Origin of the sequence: Anabaena azotica FACHB-119 (genome assembly GCF_014697625.1) — a bacterium.
In the GTDB taxonomy this organism is placed as follows: domain Bacteria; phylum Cyanobacteriota; class Cyanobacteriia; order Cyanobacteriales; family Nostocaceae; genus Trichormus; species Trichormus azoticus_A.
Genome location: NZ_JACJSG010000022.1, coordinates 18514 through 37496, shown reverse-complemented (window position 1 = coordinate 37496; position 18983 = coordinate 18514). Strand labels below are relative to the sequence as shown.

Genomic DNA, 18983 nt, shown 5'->3' with positions numbered 1-18983 from the left:
GTGTTTTCGCAAGTCTTTAGATCCCCCCAACCCCCCTTAAAAAGGGGGGCTAAGAAACTCTCAAAGTCCCCCTTAAAAAGGGCAGGGCTGTTTCATTCACTCAGAACAGGATTTTGTCAAGAGTATCAGGCATAAATTTTAGGGACTAGTTAAAATAATCTCACCCTACCAGAAAATTTCCAATTAATGTTAGCTTTTATACTCAAAAATTAAGCTACATCTAGTTTGATGTTTTTGCTGACAGTTATAGTTGATACAAGATTTAAATGCTATCATGGAGCCGAATTGATGGGCAACACCATGATTACTCATAGCTTAACTTTGTCACATTAGAGCTAATAACACCTTTATAGAAATATTTTTCTAAAATTTTTCAATTTAGCAGGACAAAATAAAACTCCTTTGACACAATAGTATAGAAACTATGAAGTATCTAATATTTGGGTATTTCTGTGTATATTTTTCAGTATTTTTACTGTTACAAAATTGATTACATTCAATCCCATGAACATCAATAATCCTTTGCAGACGATGCAAACAAGCTTCCATACAGCTTTAGGTGCTATCAGTGAATTTACTACTTTTGTGCAAGAACCCCAAAAACTTCCCAATTACCTGACCCAAATTCAACAAAAGCCGGAGGAATTGTTCCAAGATTTAGCAAATAAAGGCAAAAGTATAGAACAAGACGCAGCAAGTTTTTTCCAAAAATACTTTTGTGGGGATAGAAATAAATCACCATACGCCAAATATATAGAACGAGCGGATGGACAAGCATTTAATCAACCCTATAAAATCAAAGGAACAAAAATGTATGGCTTTGTCGTTGAAGGTTCAATGGCAAAGTTACAACAGGTGTGTGATAAATATCTCAACGCTCCCAGTAACGGAGAGATTGAATATCGCCCAGCGATGAACTATCTCATCCTGACATTCAACAAAATAGATTCCTTAAGTTCTATATATCCACCAGACTTTAACAAAGGAACTGTATTTGAAGAAGAAGCTATTTTTTGGATGTTAACAGTGGTAGGAAAAAGAGTCGGCCCTTTATTTATAGCCGAACGCCTAGCTTGGTTTATGCCTTACCTGTACGTGAATAATTCTCCCATCCTGGTTTCTGGTAGGGAAGTCTATGGTTTCTTTAAGCAGCTTGGCACATTTCAGATTCCTGACTTAAATCAACAACCAGATTTATTCACAGTAGACACCTTAGTATTTAAAGACTTTGCTCCTACATCCCGATCTATAGATGCTCGGCTGTTGGAAGTTAAACGTATCAGTACAGGAGATCAACATCAAGCAATCAAAACATGGGACAGTTTTGAAGAAGCAGTAAGAGCGATCGCTAACTTACTCTTTGAAAATAACGAAATTATCATTCCTGGCTTACAATTACCCTTCAATCTCCTCGAATATCAACTAGCCAAAATTGTCCCCCTCGTTACTCTCAAACAAATCCGCGATGTAGAAGATAGCAAAAAAGCCTGCTATCAAGCACTCATCGAATCGCCAATGCAACTCCAAAATTTCTACGGTGGAAAACTCTTTGGTTTCAAAGGCTTTGGCGATCAATTCCAATTAAAAATCAATAATTTCGCTAGCCAACCAATTGTCCAAGACTTAGGACTACATACAGGTTATTCCCCAGGTAGCGAATCAGTAGATATTCCCGTAAAGCTTGGTTTTGTCCTGCATTTCGACTTCACCCTCAAAGATGGCAAAATCGTTTGGCAAGCATCACAGAAATAGATATTTAGTTTTGTTAGGCGTAGCGGGACATTGAGCCAGTACTGAGTAAGAGATAATCACCATCTCAACTGAAAGTGGATATACGGGAAAAACCGCTTTTATCTTTGACAATAAAACTCATCTCATTGCAACCGCCTGCTGCTACCTACCACTTACCTCCTTTCACTCATACCAAGCAAAGAAAAACAACCATGTCTGAAACTTTTAAACCAAAAAAAATAGCTATATTAGGCGGTGGGATGGCATCCTTAACCACTGCATATGAATTGACAAGTCAACCAGGATGGGAAAGCCTTTACGAAATTACTATTTATCAAACCGGTTGGCGTTTAGGTGGTAAATGTGCAACTGGACGCAATCTTAAACCCCAAACACCTAATTGCGAACCAGACTACCGCATCGAAGAACACGGACTACACATTTTTTTTGGATTCTATGAAAATGCCTTTCGTCTACTTAAGGAATGTTACGACGAACTTGGTGGTAACGGGCCTTTTCAAACTATAGAAGATGCCTTCAAACCCCACAGTCTTATTGTCTTAGAAGAGTACATTAATCGAAATTGGATAACTGTACCATTTAACTTTCCTACTAATTCTCTAGTTCCCTGGAAAGGAGGCGGTATTTCTTCTCTTTGGGAACACATTCGCACCACTCTCAAAGTCATTATCCAGACTTACACGGAAATTAATAATTACGACAAGTCCTATTCATCTTTAAGTTCAGCAGCATCTCTTGCTAAACAAATAGAGTTAGGCAAAGAGATAACGGAATTTTTATTAGATAGCAGTCTCTTGCACTTTCCTAGCCAATTGATTGAGTTATTTCTCCAAGCACCTAGCTTTTGGGGAGGATGGTTCAAAGATATCAACCAATATGTTGGCAATATCCTTCAAGACCTAGACTTAACCTCTGAAAAAGTATTCTTAAATCTTGCCCATAACCTAGCTCAATCACTACCTAATAATACCAAAACTCATAGACGCGAACATCATCAGTTAATTCTTAAGCTAATAGACCGTTTTCAAAAACACTTGAATTGTCAAATAGAATCCAAAATCGCACAAAATCCTAACATCTTTTGGCGGTTAACACTCATCGACTTGGCGTTAGCCAACATCCGGGGCTTATTTGCAGATGAGGTAATTAATTTTCGTTCCTTAAATAGTTTAGATGAATATAACTACATAGACTGGCTCCGAAAACATGGAGCTAAGGAATCAAGTGTTAAATCAGCATTTATTCGCGTCTTATACGATTTAGTCTATGCTTTTCCCGAAGGTAACATCAATAAACCACAACTAGCAGCAGGAGTAGCTATCCGTATCCTCACCACCATTTTGTTTAGATATAATGGTGCGATCATGTGGAAGATGCAATCAGGAATGGCAGATGTAGTCATCACCCCACTATATGAAGTACTCAAACGTCGCGGTGTGAAATTCAAGTTTTTCCATACTGTTAAACAGTTGCACTTGGATAAAGATCAGCAATCAATCACAAGTATCACTTTGGCTCGCCAAGTTAACTTAAAAAACCCAGAGCAAGAGTATCAACCACTCATCACAGTTAAAGACATTCGTTGCTGGCCTAATGAACCTCTTTATGATCAAATTGTCGATGAAGAATCTCAAAAGCTTCAGGAGAAACAAATTAACCTTGAGTCACATTGGACACCTTGGCCTAATGTAGATCAAATTACTCTCACCAAAGGTAATGATTTTGATATTGTGTTGTTGGGAATTTCTATAGCCGCCTTACCTTTTATTTGTAGTGAATTGCTTCACGCCAAAAAAAATCCAGCTCATCAAAAATGGATAAATATGTTGAGTCAAGTGAAGACAGTCACCACTCAAGGTGGACAAATATGGCTCAAGCCTGCCTTATCCCAATTGGGATGGCAGAAATCTAGTCCTGTACTAGGAGCTTATGTTGAACCGCTTGATGTCTATGCAGATATGAGTGAAGTATTACCGAGGGAAAATTGGCCTTGTGAGCATTATCCTTATAATCTAGCCTATTTCACAGGTGTAATCGCAGATCCAGGGATTCCTCCCCAGACAGAATATGATTTTCCCGCTCAAGCTCAAAAAGAAGTAGAGCAACAAGCAATTAATTTCCTTAACAATCACATCGGACATCTTTGGCCTGATGCTACTCATCCCAAAAATCCTAGAGGTTTGAATTGGGATTTACTAGTAGACATTCAAAACCGTCAAGGTGTAGAACGCTTTAAAGCTCAATATTGGCGAATTAACATCGACCCATCAGAACGATACGTATTATCTGTACCAGGAAGTACCAAATTTCGACTCAAAACTGATGAATCTGGTTTTGATAATCTTTACCTCATCGGTGACTGGATTAACAACGGTTACAATTCCGGTTGTGTGGAAGCCACAGTAATGTCTGCAATGCAAGCTACCCGTGCTATTTTAAAAAATTGTTTCGATATAAAATATACCACAGAAATTATTGGTGAAAGGGATTCTTGGTTCTGAGAGTTTATTTAAATTAATGAATGGGGTGTATTTTGGCGGACTCAACAATATTCAGCGTTGTTTAGCTTATAGTTGTCTATCTCACTTAGAGACTGTTGGAAAAGTATTTGATTGTGATTTTAGGCAGTTCTTATCCCCCCTAGCCCCCCTTAAAAAGGGGGGAAACGGAATCAAAGTCCCCTTTTTAAAGGGTATTTAGGAGGATTTGAAATGTTTTGTTACCGACGAGAAGGCTTTTTAGACATCCTTTCCCTGTAATAAAACATTTTTAAAGTGATTAAATAAATTAATCACTTTAAAAATGTGTTTAGTATTAAATAAATTATAGAATAATTATTGTAAATATTCCTACCTACTTCAATTACTAAAAGAAAAAATGATTACTTTGCCTAATTACAAAATTATAGAAATAATTGCCACAGGAGTAAAAAGTAGTGTTTATCGAGCTAGGAGTTTTAAAGATGATAGAATAGTAGTCATTAAAGTTTTAAATGCAGAATATCCTGATTTAAAAGATATAGCAATCTTAAAACATGAGTATGAGCTAATTAAAAATTTAAATATCCCAGGGGTAATTAAAGCTCATAGTTTAGAAAAATATAATAATAGTTTAGCTATTGTTTTAGAAAATTTTGAAGGTAAAACTTTACACGAAATCATTAAAGAAAAAAAAATTGAGTTACTTGATTTCTGCAAACTTGGTATTCAAATTACTCAGGCACTAGGCGAATTGCACCAAAATTGTATTATTCATAAAGATATTAAACCAGAGAATATTATCGTAAATTTAGAGAAATTTCAAGTTAAAATAATCGATTTTTCTATTTCATCATTGCTATTTCAAGAAAAAGCGAGACTCAGTAATCCTAATGTTCTAGAAGGCACTTTAGCCTATATGTCTCCAGAGCAGACAGGAAGAATGAACAGGTCAATTGATTACCGTACAGACTTCTATTCATTGGGTGTAACTTTTTATGAAATGCTCACAGGTCAACTACCATTTATAGTAACTGACCCAATGGAATTAGTTCATTGCCATATTGCTAAACAACCTATAACAGTAAGCCAGTTAATTCCAGAAGTACCTAAAGTAGTTTCTGATATAATCATGAAATTACTCAGCAAAACTGCTGAAGAAAGATATCAAAGTGCTTTTGGTATTAAAGCTGATTTAGAAAGATGTCTTACTGAGTTAACAGAATATAATGCGATCGTTCAATTTCCCATAGCTCAACAAGATCAGTCTAGCAAATTACAAATTTCTGAAAAATTATATGGACGAAAGGCAGAAATAAATACTTTGATGAGTGCTTTTAAAAATGTCACTCAAGGTAGTAAGGAATTAGTATTAGTTGCAGGTTATTCAGGTATTGGTAAATCAGCATTAGTTAATGAAATCCATAAACCTGTGATCAGAAATAGAGGCTATTTCATTGTAGGTAAATTTGAACAATTTCAGCGCAATATTCCTTATGCTTCACTAATTCAAGCATTTCAAGAACTAATACGACAATTGCTGACAGAAAGCGAAGAACAATTAAACATTTGGCGAGAGAAGCTTTTGGAGGCTTTAGTTCCCAACGCTCAAATTATTATTGATGTCATTCCTGAATTAGAACTAATTATTGGTAAACAACCAGAAGTACCGCAATTAGCTTCTGCCAAGGCACAAAACCGCTTTAATTTAGTTATGAAAAAATTTATTAATGTGTTTGCTCGAAAAGAGCATCCATTAGTATTATTTTTAGATGATTTACAATGGGCTGATCAAGCTTCATTAAAATTAATAAAATTGTTAGCTGTAGATAGTGACATTCAATATTTATTCTTCATTGGAGCTTATCGAGATAATGAAGTTGATAGCAGTCATCATTTAATTTTAGTTTTGCAGGAAATTGAAAAGAATAATGTTCCTATCAAAATCATTCACTGCCAAAATCTTAAAGTAACTGATGTTTGTCAGTTAATTAGTGATACTCTAAAATCTAATTTAGAAGAAACTAAAGAATTAGCTAAACTAATTTATAGTAAAACTGCTGGTAATCCATTTTTTATCAATCAATTACTTAAATTTATTCATCAAGAAAATATACTTGTATTTAATTTTATTGATGGTCAATGGCAATGGGATATTCAGCGCATTCAGTCGCTAGGTATTACTGATAATGTTGTTGACTTAATGATAGGTAAGATTCAAAAATTTCCAGATAATACACAAAATATTTTAAAAATAGCTGCTTCTATTGGGAATAGGTTTAATTTAAATACACTCTCTTATATTAATGGAAAATCTCAAAATGATACAGCATTAGACATTTGGGACGCACTACAATCTGGCTTGATCATCCCTTTAAATGATAGCTACAAACTACCACAGCTATTAGATAAGGTTGATATTTTTGTCATTGATTATAAATTTCTTCACGATCGCGTGCAACAAGCAGCATATTCGTTAATTGGTGATGAGCATAAAAAAGGGATTCACTTAAATATTGGCAGGTTGCTATTAAAGAATATAGATGAGAGTTTACTAGAAGAAAAAATATTTGATATTGTTTATCATTTAAACATTAGTGCCGAACTCATTACTGATTCAGCAGAAAGGTACAAATTAGCTAAACTAAACCTAATTGCTGGACGTAAAGCTAAAGATTCTACAGCTTACGAATCTGCTGTAAGCTTTCTGAAGCAAGGTTTAAGTTTACTAGCTGTTGACTCTTGGCAAAATCATTATGAATTAACTCTTGACCTTCATGTAGAAACTGTAGAATTAGAATACTTAAATACAAACTTTGAGCAAGCAGAGCCATTATTTACTCGTGTTATAAGTAATAGTAGAAACATTCTTGATACCGTTAAGGTATATGAGAGAAAAATTCAGTTTTATGTTGCTCAAAATCGAATGCGAGAAGCATTGGATTTAGATTTGCAGGTACTAGGAATGCTAGGAGTTTCTTTGTCTCAAACTCCACCAGCAGAGTTAAGAATTGAAGAATTAATCAATCTTCCAGAAATGATTGATCCTCACAAGCTGGCCGCAATGAGGATGCTGATGACAGCTATGCCTCCTGCTTATTTAGCAGATCCTGCGCTTTTACCATTAATTGCTTTTACGATGGTTGATTTATGCTTGCAATATGGCAATTCATCTTTTGCAGCTTACGCCTATGGTTTTTATGGGTTAATTTTGTGCGGCATTCTCAAAGATATTGAATCAGGATACAGATTTGGTAAATTATCACTGCAAATTTTAGATCAATTTAATGCTAGAGAAATAAAATCTAAAGTTTATGGTTTATTTAATATTTTTGTAAGACATTGGAAGGAGCATATTCAAACAACTATAGAACCTTTACAAGAGGGTGTTCAGAGTGGTTTAGATACAGGAGATATTGAATATGTAGGTTATAATGGCATATTAGTTTGTTGGCATCAATTCTGGGTTGGAGAAAATTTAGTAATTGTTGAACAGGTATTAGCTCAGTATATTAAATTAGCACAGAAGATACAGCAAGAACACTTCACTGTTTGTTTACTAATTTTAAAACAAGTATTAGTTGAACTAGTTGAGGGACAGGAAAATGGAATTTATTTAGATGGTGCTAGTTTTAATGAGTCAGTAATGCAGAGAATGGCAGGGAACATTACAGCTATATTTTATGTTTTTATTGCCAAGAGCATTTTAAGTTATTTCTTTAAGGATTATAGTCAGGCTGTAAAAAACGCTCAATTAGCACAGCAGTATGAAGTTGCTGTTGGGGGAACTGTTTATTTAAGTGAATATAAGTTTTACTACTCTTTAGGACTACTAGGTTTCTGTAGAAACACATCTTCTGACGTAGATATAAAAGCTGCTTTAGAAAAAGTAGAAGAAAATCAGCAGCAATTAAAAGAATGGACAAGTCATGCACCTGTAAATTATCAACATAAATATGAACTAGTTGAAGCAGAAAAAGCACGATTACTAGGAGAAGTATTAATATCAATGGAGTACTATGAGCGTGCAATTAAAGGCGCTCATAACTCTGGATACATCCATGAAGAAGCACTAGCTTATGAATGTGCAGCAGAGTTTTATGACAGCTTAGGAATAAATGAATTTGCTTCTTTATACATGACAAAGGCACACTATGGTTATCGTCATTGGGGAGCAAAGGCTAAAGTTAAAAATTTAGAATTGAAATATCCCGAATTAATTGCTAAGGTATCCACTCAAAATAAAGTAGGCTTTACAAGTACTAATATTACTGCTTCTAACGCTAATGAAAAATCAATTAGGCTAGATTTAATCACCGTTATTAAAGCATCACAGGCTTTATCAGAAATAACTTCTTTGGATAAATTGCTAGAAATGTTAATGAAAATTGTCATTGAAAATGCAGGTGCCCAAACTGGTATTCTCCTTTTGAACAAAGCAGGGAAGTTATTTATTGAGGCGAAAGCGAATGTAGATGAAAAGGATGTAATTGTTGGTCAATCGATCCAATTAAAAGATAGTCAGCAAGTGCCGTTATCTGTAATTAATTTTGTCACAAGAACAAAGCAAGATGTGATTTTAGCTGATGCAAGTAATGAAGGAACTTTTACTCTAGATCCGTATATTGTTGAGAAGCGGACTAAATCTATCATGTGTACTTCCATTGTTAAACAAGGTAAATTAATTGGTTTACTTTATTTAGAAAATAACTTAACATTAGGAGCATTTACCGCAGATAGAATACAAATTTTAAAAATTCTGTCTTCACAAGCTGCTATTTCTATAGAAAATGCCCAACTATACGCTGATTTAGAAGACAAGATAGAGGAAAGAACAAGAGAATTAAACGAAAATAATATGCGTTTAAAGCAAACATTAAATGAATTAAAACTAACTCAATCTCAGCTTATTCAAACGGAAAAAATGTCTGGTTTAGGGCAAATGGTTGCTGGTATTGCTCATGAAATTAATAATCCTATAAATTTTGTTCATGGCAATTTAAATCACATTAATGATTACGCAAATGGTTTGCTTGGATTAATTGATATCTATCAAAATATTTATCCCGAATTAGCGCCAGAAATTGAGGATTTTTTAGAAAATATTGATATTAGCTTTATCAAAGAAGATATGCCTAGAATTTTATCTTCTATGAGAAGTGGTACACAGCGTATTCGGGAAATTGTGTTGACTTTACGTAACTTTTCTCGGTTAGATGAGGCTGATATGAAGCCTGTTAACATTCACGACGGAATTGAAAGTACTTTACTAATTCTGCAAAGCCGTCTTCAATTTAAACTAGGTAAGCCAGCAATCGAAATTATCAAAAATTACGATGAATTGCCACAAGTCGAATGTTATGCTAGGCAATTAAATCAAGTGTTTATGAATATCTTGAATAATGCTATTGATTCTTTAGAAAGGAGAAATCAAGAAGGAAATTTAGAGGATATTAATACTAATCCTAGTATCATCACTATTCGTACCCAAGTAGTCAATTCTGAATTAATCGCTATTTCCATCAAGGATAATGGATTAGGAATGAATGATAGTGTTAGACAAAGAATATTTGACCCTTTCTTTACGACTAAACCTGTAGGACAAGGAACTGGTTTAGGATTATCAATCAGTTATCAAATTGTAGTAGATAAACATCAAGGTAGTATAGAGTGCATTTCTGCACTCGGACAAGGTGCAGAGTTTATTATTCAAATTCCTTGTCGGCAAAAGCGGCTAATTTAGAGAATTAGGATCAATGTCATCTATAATATTGTGTAGGTAAATCAGAGGTGTTATCAGAACCTACATGAAAACTGCTCTATAAGAGTTTTCATATGGTTTTTGCGATCGCTTCTACAAATAGTTGATGTTCGGCTGAAGTTAAACCTTGCTGTAACACTGTCAAAACCTGCTGCATATTTCCTGCTACTAATGCCGCCACATCTAACCACAAACCAGGAAAAACTTGACTTTTAATGATGCCTGCCTCATCTGTTGTCAGTGTTTGATATTCATCATCCTGCAAACTAAACCAACTCACGGTTTTTTCGTAAACCTGCCAAACAAAATATTCGGGAATGCCGTTGCGACGGTAGGCTCGTTTTTTATCATACAGGTCTTTAGCCGCACTACTGGCAGCAACTTCTACCACTAATTCTGGTGCGCCTTCGACGTAACCCTCGGCACTCAGACGAGATGAACCGCCACAGGCAGCATCAATTAATAAAATGGCATCGGGTTGGGGTTCATTATCTAAATCTAACCGTAAAGTTGGGTTATCGCCGAGTCTAGTGCCGGGTGTGGCTACTTTATAAGACCATAACCAGCCGATTAAATTAGCATGAGGTTCGGCATGGGGTTCAAAGCGTAAGGGAGATGCCACGTAAACTGTTCCTTCGATTAATTCAGCTTTTTTGAGATTGGGCATAGCGTTGTAGCGCCGTTCAAATTCGGCACGAGTCAGGCGATCGCCACTTTCCAACGGGGGCAGGGAGTTGCTATCATTACCGTATTCTGGAAAAACTTTAACCATAACCGCAGGCATTTGAAGGAAGTAGATTCATTTTATCTCAGGTTATTGATGACATTAATATGATTCAAAAATTTAAAGTATCAATTGATGCTTCTATTTCTAATTCTAAAATTCTTTCTCGCGTATCTTTGAGCGCTTCTAATTTACCTTCTTTGCGATATATATCTGCTGCTTTTTGAAAGTCGCCAATTGCTGCTTGTTTATCTTTGATTCCTACAAGCACATTTCCCCGATTATAATAAGCATCAGCGTAATTGGAATTAATTTGTATTGCTTGAGTATAATCTTCTATGGCTCCTGCTTCATCCCCTAAATCATAACGCACGTTACCACGGTTATAATAAGCATCAGCCGCATTGGGATTAATCTGTATTGCTTGGGTGTAATCTTCAATTGCGCCTACATAATCACCAATATCGGCTCTTGCATTACCTCGATTTTTGTAGGCGTTGGCATCGTTGGGATTAATCTTTATTGCTTGAGTAAATCCTGTCTGGGTTCCTAATAAATAACGAGAAATTCCCCGATTTTTATATATATCTGCATATTGAGGATTAATTTTAATCGCCTGGGTATAATCTTCAATTGCTCCTTGATTATCTCCTAAATGAGAACGTGCTTCTGCGCGATTTCTATAAGCCATAGCAGCATGGGGATTAATTTTTATTGCTTGAGTATAATCTGCAATTGCCGCTTCATAAGCGGCAATTTGAGATAAAGCTAAACCCCGTTTATGGTATGATTTAGCATCGTGAGGATTCATATTTATTGCTTGAGAATAATCTGCGATCGCCGCCTCATAATCACCCAATTGATAATATGCTAAACCCCGTTTATAATAAAGTTCCGCATCACTCGAATTTAGCTGTAAGGCTTGAGTGTAATTTTTAACAGATGTAGTATACTCTCCTTGAGCAAAACAAGCATCACCAATTTTTGTATAATCTAAATTTACCTCTTCTTCTCTTTTATAAGGTAGAATCTCTTTCGTATGAGTAAAAGCTGTTTTAGTAGAGTTATTTGTATTTATCTTATTGAAGAATTGTGGCTGAGATTCGTACTGATATATAGGTGGTGCTTGCCTAAAAGCATAATGCGCTGAAGTTTGTAATTGTTCCAAATAGCCCCATAAACCGCCACCATAAAGTAATTGTTCTATCCCAAATGATATTTTACCAGTCTTTAATTTAATCATTTGAGTTGGTAAAAATCCAGCTAATAATAAGTGATATGCTGATTGTGCTTCGTTAACATCTTCTTGAATAAAAATGCAAACTACGACTGCATTTTTTTCCACTTCTTCAGCACTAATTGACCATTTCACCCTATCAATACTGCCGTGACGCGATTTAACTTCAATACCAATAGCAGGGTTAGCAGTTAACGTAAAATCTATCTTGCCATCGCCACCAAGTCGTTTCTCATAATCGACTTCTGTAATTAAATCAGCTAAACGTTCTTTAACAACTTCCTCCCCTAATTTCCCCTTGAGGTAGCTAATAAAAACATCCCGGACTGGCGAAACCCGCTTGTATTTCTCAGCCATCTGCCAGCAAAAGTCCCGCAGAGTCTTTAATCTTTCGCCAGAGATAATCGTTAACTCACTATATTGACCTTCTATTTCGCAATGGAGCAGACAACCAGATGATAACCTCTTAATAAAATCAGACTGTAGCGATCGCAGTAGCGTAATCCAGTCCATTTATAGTTGTGCGAATTGATTGATGAGATTACCTTATTTTATACCGATTTGTCTTGTCTATTCACCAAATTTAATAAAAAATAGATAAAATAAATTAATCTAAGAAGTTATTTATAAAATAAATATTAAGTAGGGGAGGCAAAAAGCAGTGTGGATATTCCTCCTGCTTTATTGCCGTTGTGTTACGGCTATGTCAGGATTTGAGCATTGGCGAAATTAAGAATTAGCCGTAACGCACCAGCAAATACGGTGCGTTAAGCGCTGCTTTAACGCAGCCGACAATTTAAGGTTTACTTTATAAATCATCTCTAACTCTTGGGCGCACCCTACCCCAAGTGCCAGTTGAGTAAGTCCTGATAAAAAAATTATGTTTGAGAAAGTAGAGTAATATGAAATCTATCAGGTGAAGATATGACTTTTTTTGAAGTTGTCGTCTTTATGTCTGCTAATGCACCCTATACTTTGAATTTGAATAATACTAAGTTTTCCTGCTTAAAGCTTCCGAAAAAAACATCAAATTAATAGTCAGTAATATTAGGAGTTTTGCTAAAATGACATCTTTGTCTTCCACTTTCAGCCAGCACTTAGATATTGCTTCTACTCAATTAGAAACTATCCTGTCGCAACCACTTGATGAATTTCTTGATTCCCCAAAGTTAAAACAAGAATTAGATAGTTTGGATATCAATTTACTCAAGGAAACCTTACCAACAGCCGGAGCAGTTTTAGCTAAAGAACTACCACCTTTTTACAATTGGTTGAAAAATGAGTTAGCAGTGAAGCGGGTTCCTGATAGTCCAGACCATACAACAAAATGGGTAATTGGTTTTGTGAATAATCAAAAAAGTTTAACTAATTTGGTTGAGTTACACCGTCCAGTTCCTCGTGCAGCTTTAGAAGCTTCTGTACCTCGCTTAGTAGAAACATTTGCAGAAGTGAAAGACCAGCACATTAGGGAAGAATGGCAAAAAGCTGTTGCAGCTTTATGTTTAGTTCTAGTTGTCGCAGCTCGTGAACAAGATAGGCTAATCTAAAAGATTCAGGACTGGCGCAAATGGCACATTAGGAGGGTGCGTCAGATGTGGAAAACCTGTTCATTTTTACGTAAGTTCTAAGATTGTCAAAACGGCGAAAGAGCATGAACTTAAGCTGATCGCCATTAGTGATGCGTAGGAAGGGGAATAAGGACTGCTGTTAATTTCCTCTTCCCCTTGTGTTTCCTAACTCGACGCAGAATTAGCCGCCTCCGCAGCTTTCGCCGCCGCCGGACTACCGCCCATACGAATTTCTGAGGTAAAGGAAGCCATACTAAAGCCGCCGAACCGCTTTAGAACACTGACACGCATCCGTAAATTGGGGCTAGCAAACCATAAGCGTTCTTCAGACCACATGGTTTCATACTCGGTGGTGAGAGTCAAAGCGCCATCGTCACCCATCTTATAACGTCCAGCCACCGGGGCTTTCTCTGCATAACCCATCTCCCGCAGTAATCTACCTTCCTGGGGATTATCTGCATCTGGTACAGTAACTAACACTGTAGAACCTGTGTGTTTTTCTTCATCCCATTCCATTGTGCCGTTCCAACTAACTCTCGCACCACAGGAAGCAGCACTAGCAGGTACTTCGTACAATTCGCACAGTTTAATCACCTCTGGGTGATCTGCTGGTAGTGTTTCAATTACCAGATCAGACTTGCCATCTTCAGATTGCTTAAAGGCCAAATGATGACTAGTACGATGAGAAAACCACTTACCTGCACTCAATTCAAAAAATTCTTCAATATTCATGAAATTACCTGAGCCTAAATTCTAAAAATCCCACTTATTATTATTAAAAGCTAGCACGGGACTTGACACAGAACTTTTCTTGAAGGGAACTGCAAACAATAAATTATCCGAACTTGATATTAGTAGGGTGCATCAGTATGAGATAATCTAGCTATACCCAGAAATTATTTATGCTGACGCACCTAGATTTTGGATATTTTTTATCTGCAAGTCCCTTAGATGAGAACATCCAACCTCTAATCCCTAGCTTCAGCGCCTCTATTCAGCTTGAGTCCCTACTTCCTCCAGTTTTTTGACACCAATCCTGGCTGCTTCCGCAACATTAGGATGATTGTCTTTCTCTAAATATTTCAACGCTGAGAGACTCTTAGCCGTGGGAAGATTACTTAACGACTCTGCCAGCCGTTGTCTAACTAACCAATCCTCTGATTGAGCAAAACGCAGGATACTATCAACAGACTCGATCGCGCCAATTTCGCCCAAAGCAGAGATGGCTGCTTGTTGTATGACTTCTTCCTTGCTGTCTAATGCTTGCAGCAAAACTTGGCGGGCGCGTGGATCTTTGAGATTGCCAAGGGAAACGGCAGCGCTAAAGCGGACTAGCCAATCGGTATCTTCATAAAATGCTCGTGATAGTACCTCTAAGGCTCTATTATCGCCCAAATAACCTAAAGCACCAGCAGCATCAGCGCGAATCCCATAGTCTGGATCATTTCGCAAAATTTCTGTCAAAATCTCATAACATTCATCTGTCTGCTTGATACCCAGCGCAAATATTGCCATCGATCGCAGCTGCAAAGACTCGTCTTCCAGCACCTTTTTAATTAAAGGTACAGCATCCTCAGCAGGTATATTCCGTAAATTGGCGAGAGCTACCATGCGATCGCGCAAATTTGGACTTTCTAACTGAGCAGAAATTTCTTGCAATTGTGAAACAGTCATGTGTTAGCACATTATTAAGCTATCTTTACTTTACTTTACCTGATGTCTCATGTGCCTTTGTAAGGAGTTCAAGAATTAGGGTAGAGGGTTTACCGTCTAAGTAGAGGTTATAGTTAACAGGTTATAGGTAACAGGCTATTGACAATAAATTAATGGTTTGAAACCAGCGCAGGCGAGTTTTGTCTGTGTAGATGCGGTTTCTAACCGCCCATTTCACGTTAAGTTGACACCAATGACAGCTGTGCGCCCCTACAGATAATCTATGTGTTGCAAATGCACCCGACAATTTAAGGTTTACTTTATAAATAATTTCTGATATATTTAATTACCTATTATTAAAACTTCTGCATATTTCTACTTACAGGGTCAAAACCTCTAGCAAATCTAGTGCTTTCGTCATAATAAGCACCTGTTAAATCTGCTCCATATAACTTAGCAAAGTTAAGTTTGGCTCCCCGTAAATTTGCTTCGTTGAGCTTCACACCAGACAAGTTAGCTCTAGTTAAATTAGCATTGGCTAAGTTGGCTCTACTCAAGTCTGCTCCCCACAGTTTAGCTCTGGCTAGGTTAGCACCGCTTAAGTCTGCTCCCCATAAATTTATCCCCGGTAAATAGGCTCCAATTAATTTGGCTCTAATTAGGTTGGCGGCGGGAAAATATCTTTCTCCTGCGGCGTAACGTCGTTTGATAGTCTCAGCATCCATGAGTTGCATTCGCCTTGTTGAGTAAGAAAGAAGTTATCTGTTCCCATTCTCGATTTAACTCACCGCTAAACTCTGGCTGACTGCTGCGCTGATACCAATAATGAGCGTTATTCAAGTCGCCTTCTTTGCGATGTAAGTAAGCATGAACCCAAGCGCTATCCACGTCTTTGGCATTCTGGACGATTTCATGGGCTTGGTTCCAGTCTCCTTGTTTGTCATACCACAAGGCTTGCAGAGCTTTGGGTAGGGTTGGAGGACATGAGCGCTGTCTTTCCATCAAGCGGAGAAATTCTTCTGTATTCATAATCGCTAATTGAGCAATTATTAGGCTTCTATCTCCAAGATACTCCGCAGGTTGAGGATTGGGGGATGTTTTTTCAACGCAGAGGGACGCGGAGATGAGGGAGATGAGGGAGATGAGGGAGATGAGGGAGATGAGGGAGAATAATATTGTTTTATGACTAGACTTCTTAGTAATCCTTCTTCCCCATCTCCCCCACTCCCTTTTCCCCTCCTGGGAGGGGTTAGGGGTGGGTTACTCCCCCAGTCCCCAGTCCCCAGTCCCCAGTCCCCAGTCCCTAAATCTTACCTTTGGGAATGATTTCAAACTCGAAGTTACCGACGAGGCGTTCGTCCACATATACATTTATTGTATGTTTGCCTGGTGGGTCTCCGGGGGCGATCGTCCAAAAGTTCTCAATTACACCATTTTTCGGTAACTGGGTGCGCTTGGTGACTGCTTCTGTACCGTCGGCTGATAATGTGAGGTTTTCACCGTCATCTGTAGCCCAGGTTTGTGGGGGTTTGGGGAGGCGCAGAACTTCTCGCCATGTTACTTCGCCTTTAACACCTTGCAGTTGAATCCGCCAACCGTATTTGTTCCCCTCTACAAGTGGTACTTTGATTGTGGGGGTGAAGTTCAATTTTCCTTGAGCGTCACGGGTTGCTACTCCAAACTCAGCTTTACTAATATTTAGCGGTTGAGTTTTGTTTGGCTGAGACTGAGAGCTTGACTGAGCAAGTTTTATAGCATTATTGGCTAAGGCTGAGGTATGAATAAACCCAGTCATTAGCAAAGAAGAAGTGATTACTACTGTCGCAGCCCGAATTGTCATGCTTCTCAATTTTTCGGTCAGTTACTAGTACATATTCAACTACTTTTTGTGCATCTCCGGTAGGGGTGGTGCGGGAATTTTGGCGGTGACAGATTTATCAGGTTTGTTTGAGTTGATTTTAACGGCTGTGCTTAAAAGGATAACTCTAATTGTGGCGATCGCTACTCTATTCACTTTGGCTTTATGATCATTATTCGCTAGTGGTATTTTCTTGATTCTTAGAAAAACCTGCGATCGCCAAAATCAGCTACTTATTTTTCATGCTTCAGGACTTACGCAACTTGCACTTGGGTTAGGGTACGTCAGATGTAGAAAATCCTTGAATATCTACGACATTCTTGGGGCTGACGCACCCTACAGTTAGTTTGATTATCACACTTGCGTAAGTCCTATGTTTATTTGTATTTTTACAGTCAATCTAAATTGAGAAATACCTGATAAAACATAAGATTATAACATTTGCTAATTATTAACAGGACTTACGCACCAAGGTTATCTGTTGAGACAGGGTGTAGGGGGGTAAGGGTGTAAGGGTGTAAGGGTTTTAAAGATTTACACCCCTATACCCCTACACCCTTGCCCAAACCCTTGATTTTTCGTTTTTCTGCGTAAGTCCTAATTAAGATTCTGTTTAATTCCTTAACAAGGCAAATTTACCAAAATCTGAAGATTAAAACTATAATGATTGGGGATAGCTGCAAGGTATGAATTTAAGTTAAATTTATTGTTGTGTGATGTAATTATGAAAACATTTTTCATTTTAGTCTTAGCTGGAGTTGCGGCGATAAATTACGTCCCGTTAAAAGCGATCGCTCAAGACAGAACTTCACCCAAGAATCTGCAAGAAGCTACCAGCGAACGCCATGAGGCTGCGGCTTTGACAACGCAACCTGCAACAATAAATGGTCAATGGAATAGCGTCACAGGTCAATCTCAAAACCTCCAAGGCAATTCTATTCCTCTGGAGCAAAAAAAAGGCTGTGAAAGCCTCAGCCCATTTGATATAATCAACAATCCCAACGCTCTTTTTAAGGAATGTGTTAATCCCACAGATAACCGTTCACCGCAAAATGTGGAACCGATAGAGTATTTCAAAGTCCCTGGACTAGATTCTGGTGTGAAGGTCAACGTTACTAAATTTTAAATACAAGGTACACAAAATAAAAATAAGTTTCTCGCCCTAAAAATTCCATCTGACTTGAAAAACTGCGGTAGCGAGTGGTAGGTGTAGGCGAAGGATAGGCATCCATACCTAAATTTCTTGCCATTAACACGGCTCGTTTTAGATGCAATGGATCACTCACAATCAGGAATTTAGTTAATTTTTGATTAGTACCTACCACTGCTAACGCATTTTGAAGATTTTCGGACGTTGTGCGAGACTGAGTTTCTATAAGAATATCGCTGGCTTTGACTCCTCTAGCTATAGCGTAACGTTGACCAACAACCGCCTCAGCAGGTTCGTTAATTTCTCCTACTCCCCCAGTAAAAATAATTTTTTTGACATTACCATTTTTATATAAATTAATCGCGTGATTGATTCGTTCTCGAAATACAGGTGATGGTTTTTCCCCCCAGACGGCTGCACCTAGAACAATGGCCGCATCCGCTTTGTAATTGTAGCTATTATTGCCATACAAATAAATACTTATTGCTGTCGATGAGATAGTAAATAACACAGCCGATATGATAGTTACTGATATCCACAATTTCCATTGTTTAGCAATTTTATTGTTCATAAATATAGTAAATTTCAGGTAAATGAGGTACGTTCTAATCATCATGGCAATAGTTATATAGCAATCTTAAATCATTCGTGACTAACAAGATACCCGACTTCTTTAAGAAGTCGGGTATCTGAAGCTCACTAATTTTCACAAATCAAATAGGATTGCTATAGCATTAGCCACATGGGTTAGTACATGGATGAATTGTAAAATATTTACAGCAGCTTTTGATTCTGTCCTCTGC

The 18983-nt window shown here is 37.4% G+C and carries 14 protein-coding genes; 6 read left to right on the top strand and 8 right to left on the bottom strand.

The genetic code is table 11. The annotated features are described in order from the left end of the window. Positions 1 to 504: 504 nt before the first annotated feature. The 3 genes from H6G83_RS16820 to H6G83_RS16810 all read left to right on the top strand — a co-directional run bounded on the left by H6G83_RS16820 (position 505) and on the right by H6G83_RS16810 (position 9972). Entirely contained in the window at positions 505 to 1752 is a 1248-nt protein-coding gene (locus H6G83_RS16820) for a hypothetical protein (protein ID WP_190474342.1), read from the top strand. 191 nt (positions 1753 to 1943) lie between these two features. After that, entirely contained in the window at positions 1944 to 4253 is a 2310-nt protein-coding gene (locus H6G83_RS16815) for an NAD(P)-binding protein (protein WP_190474340.1), read from the top strand. Positions 4254 to 4629: 376 nt separating this feature from the next. After that, complete coding sequence (locus H6G83_RS16810) at positions 4630 to 9972, top strand: ATP-binding sensor histidine kinase (RefSeq protein WP_190474338.1); 5343 nt, start codon at positions 4630 to 4632, stop codon at positions 9970 to 9972. Between the two features lie 88 nt (positions 9973 to 10060). On the opposite strand, the gene H6G83_RS16805 is transcribed toward H6G83_RS16810, so the two are convergent. Together H6G83_RS16805 and H6G83_RS16800 are read right to left on the bottom strand one after the other, a co-directional pair. After that, entirely contained in the window at positions 10061 to 10762 is a 702-nt protein-coding gene (locus H6G83_RS16805) for a Uma2 family endonuclease (protein WP_190474337.1), read from the bottom strand. Positions 10763 to 10826: 64 nt separating this feature from the next. Further along, complete coding sequence (locus H6G83_RS16800) at positions 10827 to 12464, bottom strand: tetratricopeptide repeat protein (RefSeq protein ID WP_190474334.1); 1638 nt, start codon at positions 12462 to 12464, stop codon at positions 10827 to 10829. Between the two features lie 551 nt (positions 12465 to 13015). Here H6G83_RS16800 and H6G83_RS16795 point away from each other — a divergent pair. After that, positions 13016 to 13498 carry a hypothetical protein gene (locus tag H6G83_RS16795; protein ID WP_190474332.1) on the top strand — a complete coding sequence of 161 codons (483 nt, stop codon included), beginning with the start codon at positions 13016 to 13018 and terminating at the stop codon, positions 13496 to 13498. A 186-nt stretch (positions 13499 to 13684) separates the two neighbouring features. Here the strand turns inward: H6G83_RS16795 and H6G83_RS16790 are convergent, their stop codons facing one another. From H6G83_RS16790 to H6G83_RS16770, 5 genes are all read right to left on the bottom strand, one after another. Beyond that, positions 13685 to 14251, bottom strand: a complete 567-nt coding sequence (locus H6G83_RS16790) for a phycobiliprotein lyase (RefSeq protein WP_190474330.1) — start codon at positions 14249 to 14251, stop codon at positions 13685 to 13687. A 258-nt stretch (positions 14252 to 14509) separates the two neighbouring features. Beyond that, positions 14510 to 15193 (bottom strand): HEAT repeat domain-containing protein, encoded by a 684-nt coding sequence (locus H6G83_RS16785; RefSeq protein WP_190474328.1) that lies wholly within the window; start codon positions 15191 to 15193, stop codon positions 14510 to 14512. 335 nt (positions 15194 to 15528) lie between these two features. Beyond that, entirely contained in the window at positions 15529 to 15897 is a 369-nt protein-coding gene (locus H6G83_RS16780; RefSeq protein ID WP_190474326.1) for a pentapeptide repeat-containing protein, read from the bottom strand. Further along, positions 15887 to 16201, bottom strand: a complete 315-nt coding sequence (locus H6G83_RS16775; protein ID WP_190474323.1) for a hypothetical protein — start codon at positions 16199 to 16201, stop codon at positions 15887 to 15889. Before H6G83_RS16775 ends, H6G83_RS16780 begins: the two co-directional genes overlap by 11 nt. A gap of 274 nt (positions 16202 to 16475) precedes the next feature. Continuing rightward, complete coding sequence (locus tag H6G83_RS16770; RefSeq protein WP_190474321.1) at positions 16476 to 17012, bottom strand: hypothetical protein; 537 nt, start codon at positions 17010 to 17012, stop codon at positions 16476 to 16478. Positions 17013 to 17058: 46 nt separating this feature from the next. Here H6G83_RS16770 and H6G83_RS16765 point away from each other — a divergent pair, with 46 nt between their 5' ends. Together H6G83_RS16765 and H6G83_RS16760 are read left to right on the top strand one after the other, a co-directional pair. Continuing rightward, positions 17059 to 17199, top strand: a complete 141-nt coding sequence (locus H6G83_RS16765; RefSeq protein WP_190474319.1) for a hypothetical protein — start codon at positions 17059 to 17061, stop codon at positions 17197 to 17199. 555 nt (positions 17200 to 17754) lie between these two features. Beyond that, positions 17755 to 18156, top strand: coding sequence for a hypothetical protein (locus H6G83_RS16760; protein WP_190474317.1), 402 nt, complete (start codon positions 17755 to 17757; stop codon positions 18154 to 18156). Here the strand turns inward: H6G83_RS16760 and H6G83_RS16755 are convergent. Beyond that, positions 18146 to 18751, bottom strand: a complete 606-nt coding sequence (locus H6G83_RS16755; protein WP_190474315.1) for a YdcF family protein — start codon at positions 18749 to 18751, stop codon at positions 18146 to 18148. The two genes, H6G83_RS16760 and H6G83_RS16755, sit on opposite strands and share 11 nt — an antisense overlap. Positions 18752 to 18983: the final 232 nt, after the last annotated feature.

Coding starts and splice junctions, on each gene's coding strand:
- H6G83_RS16760 (WP_190474317.1), top strand. CDS start 17,755: ATGAAAACATTTTTCATTTTAGTCTTAGCTGGAGTTGCGGCGATAAAT.
- H6G83_RS16805 (WP_190474337.1), bottom strand. CDS start 10,762: ATGGTTAAAGTTTTTCCAGAATACGGTAATGATAGCAACTCCCTGCCC.
- H6G83_RS16790 (WP_190474330.1), bottom strand. CDS start 14,251: ATGAATATTGAAGAATTTTTTGAATTGAGTGCAGGTAAGTGGTTTTCT.
- H6G83_RS16810 (WP_190474338.1), top strand. CDS start 4,630: ATGATTACTTTGCCTAATTACAAAATTATAGAAATAATTGCCACAGGA.
- H6G83_RS16770 (WP_190474321.1), bottom strand. CDS start 17,012: ATGACAATTCGGGCTGCGACAGTAGTAATCACTTCTTCTTTGCTAATG.
- H6G83_RS16780 (WP_190474326.1), bottom strand. CDS start 15,897: ATGGATGCTGAGACTATCAAACGACGTTACGCCGCAGGAGAAAGATAT.
- H6G83_RS16795 (WP_190474332.1), top strand. CDS start 13,016: ATGACATCTTTGTCTTCCACTTTCAGCCAGCACTTAGATATTGCTTCT.
- H6G83_RS16820 (WP_190474342.1), top strand. CDS start 505: ATGAACATCAATAATCCTTTGCAGACGATGCAAACAAGCTTCCATACA.
- H6G83_RS16800 (WP_190474334.1), bottom strand. CDS start 12,464: ATGGACTGGATTACGCTACTGCGATCGCTACAGTCTGATTTTATTAAG.
- H6G83_RS16755 (WP_190474315.1), bottom strand. CDS start 18,751: ATGAACAATAAAATTGCTAAACAATGGAAATTGTGGATATCAGTAACT.
- H6G83_RS16785 (WP_190474328.1), bottom strand. CDS start 15,193: ATGACTGTTTCACAATTGCAAGAAATTTCTGCTCAGTTAGAAAGTCCA.
- H6G83_RS16775 (WP_190474323.1), bottom strand. CDS start 16,201: ATGAATACAGAAGAATTTCTCCGCTTGATGGAAAGACAGCGCTCATGT.
- H6G83_RS16815 (WP_190474340.1), top strand. CDS start 1,944: ATGTCTGAAACTTTTAAACCAAAAAAAATAGCTATATTAGGCGGTGGG.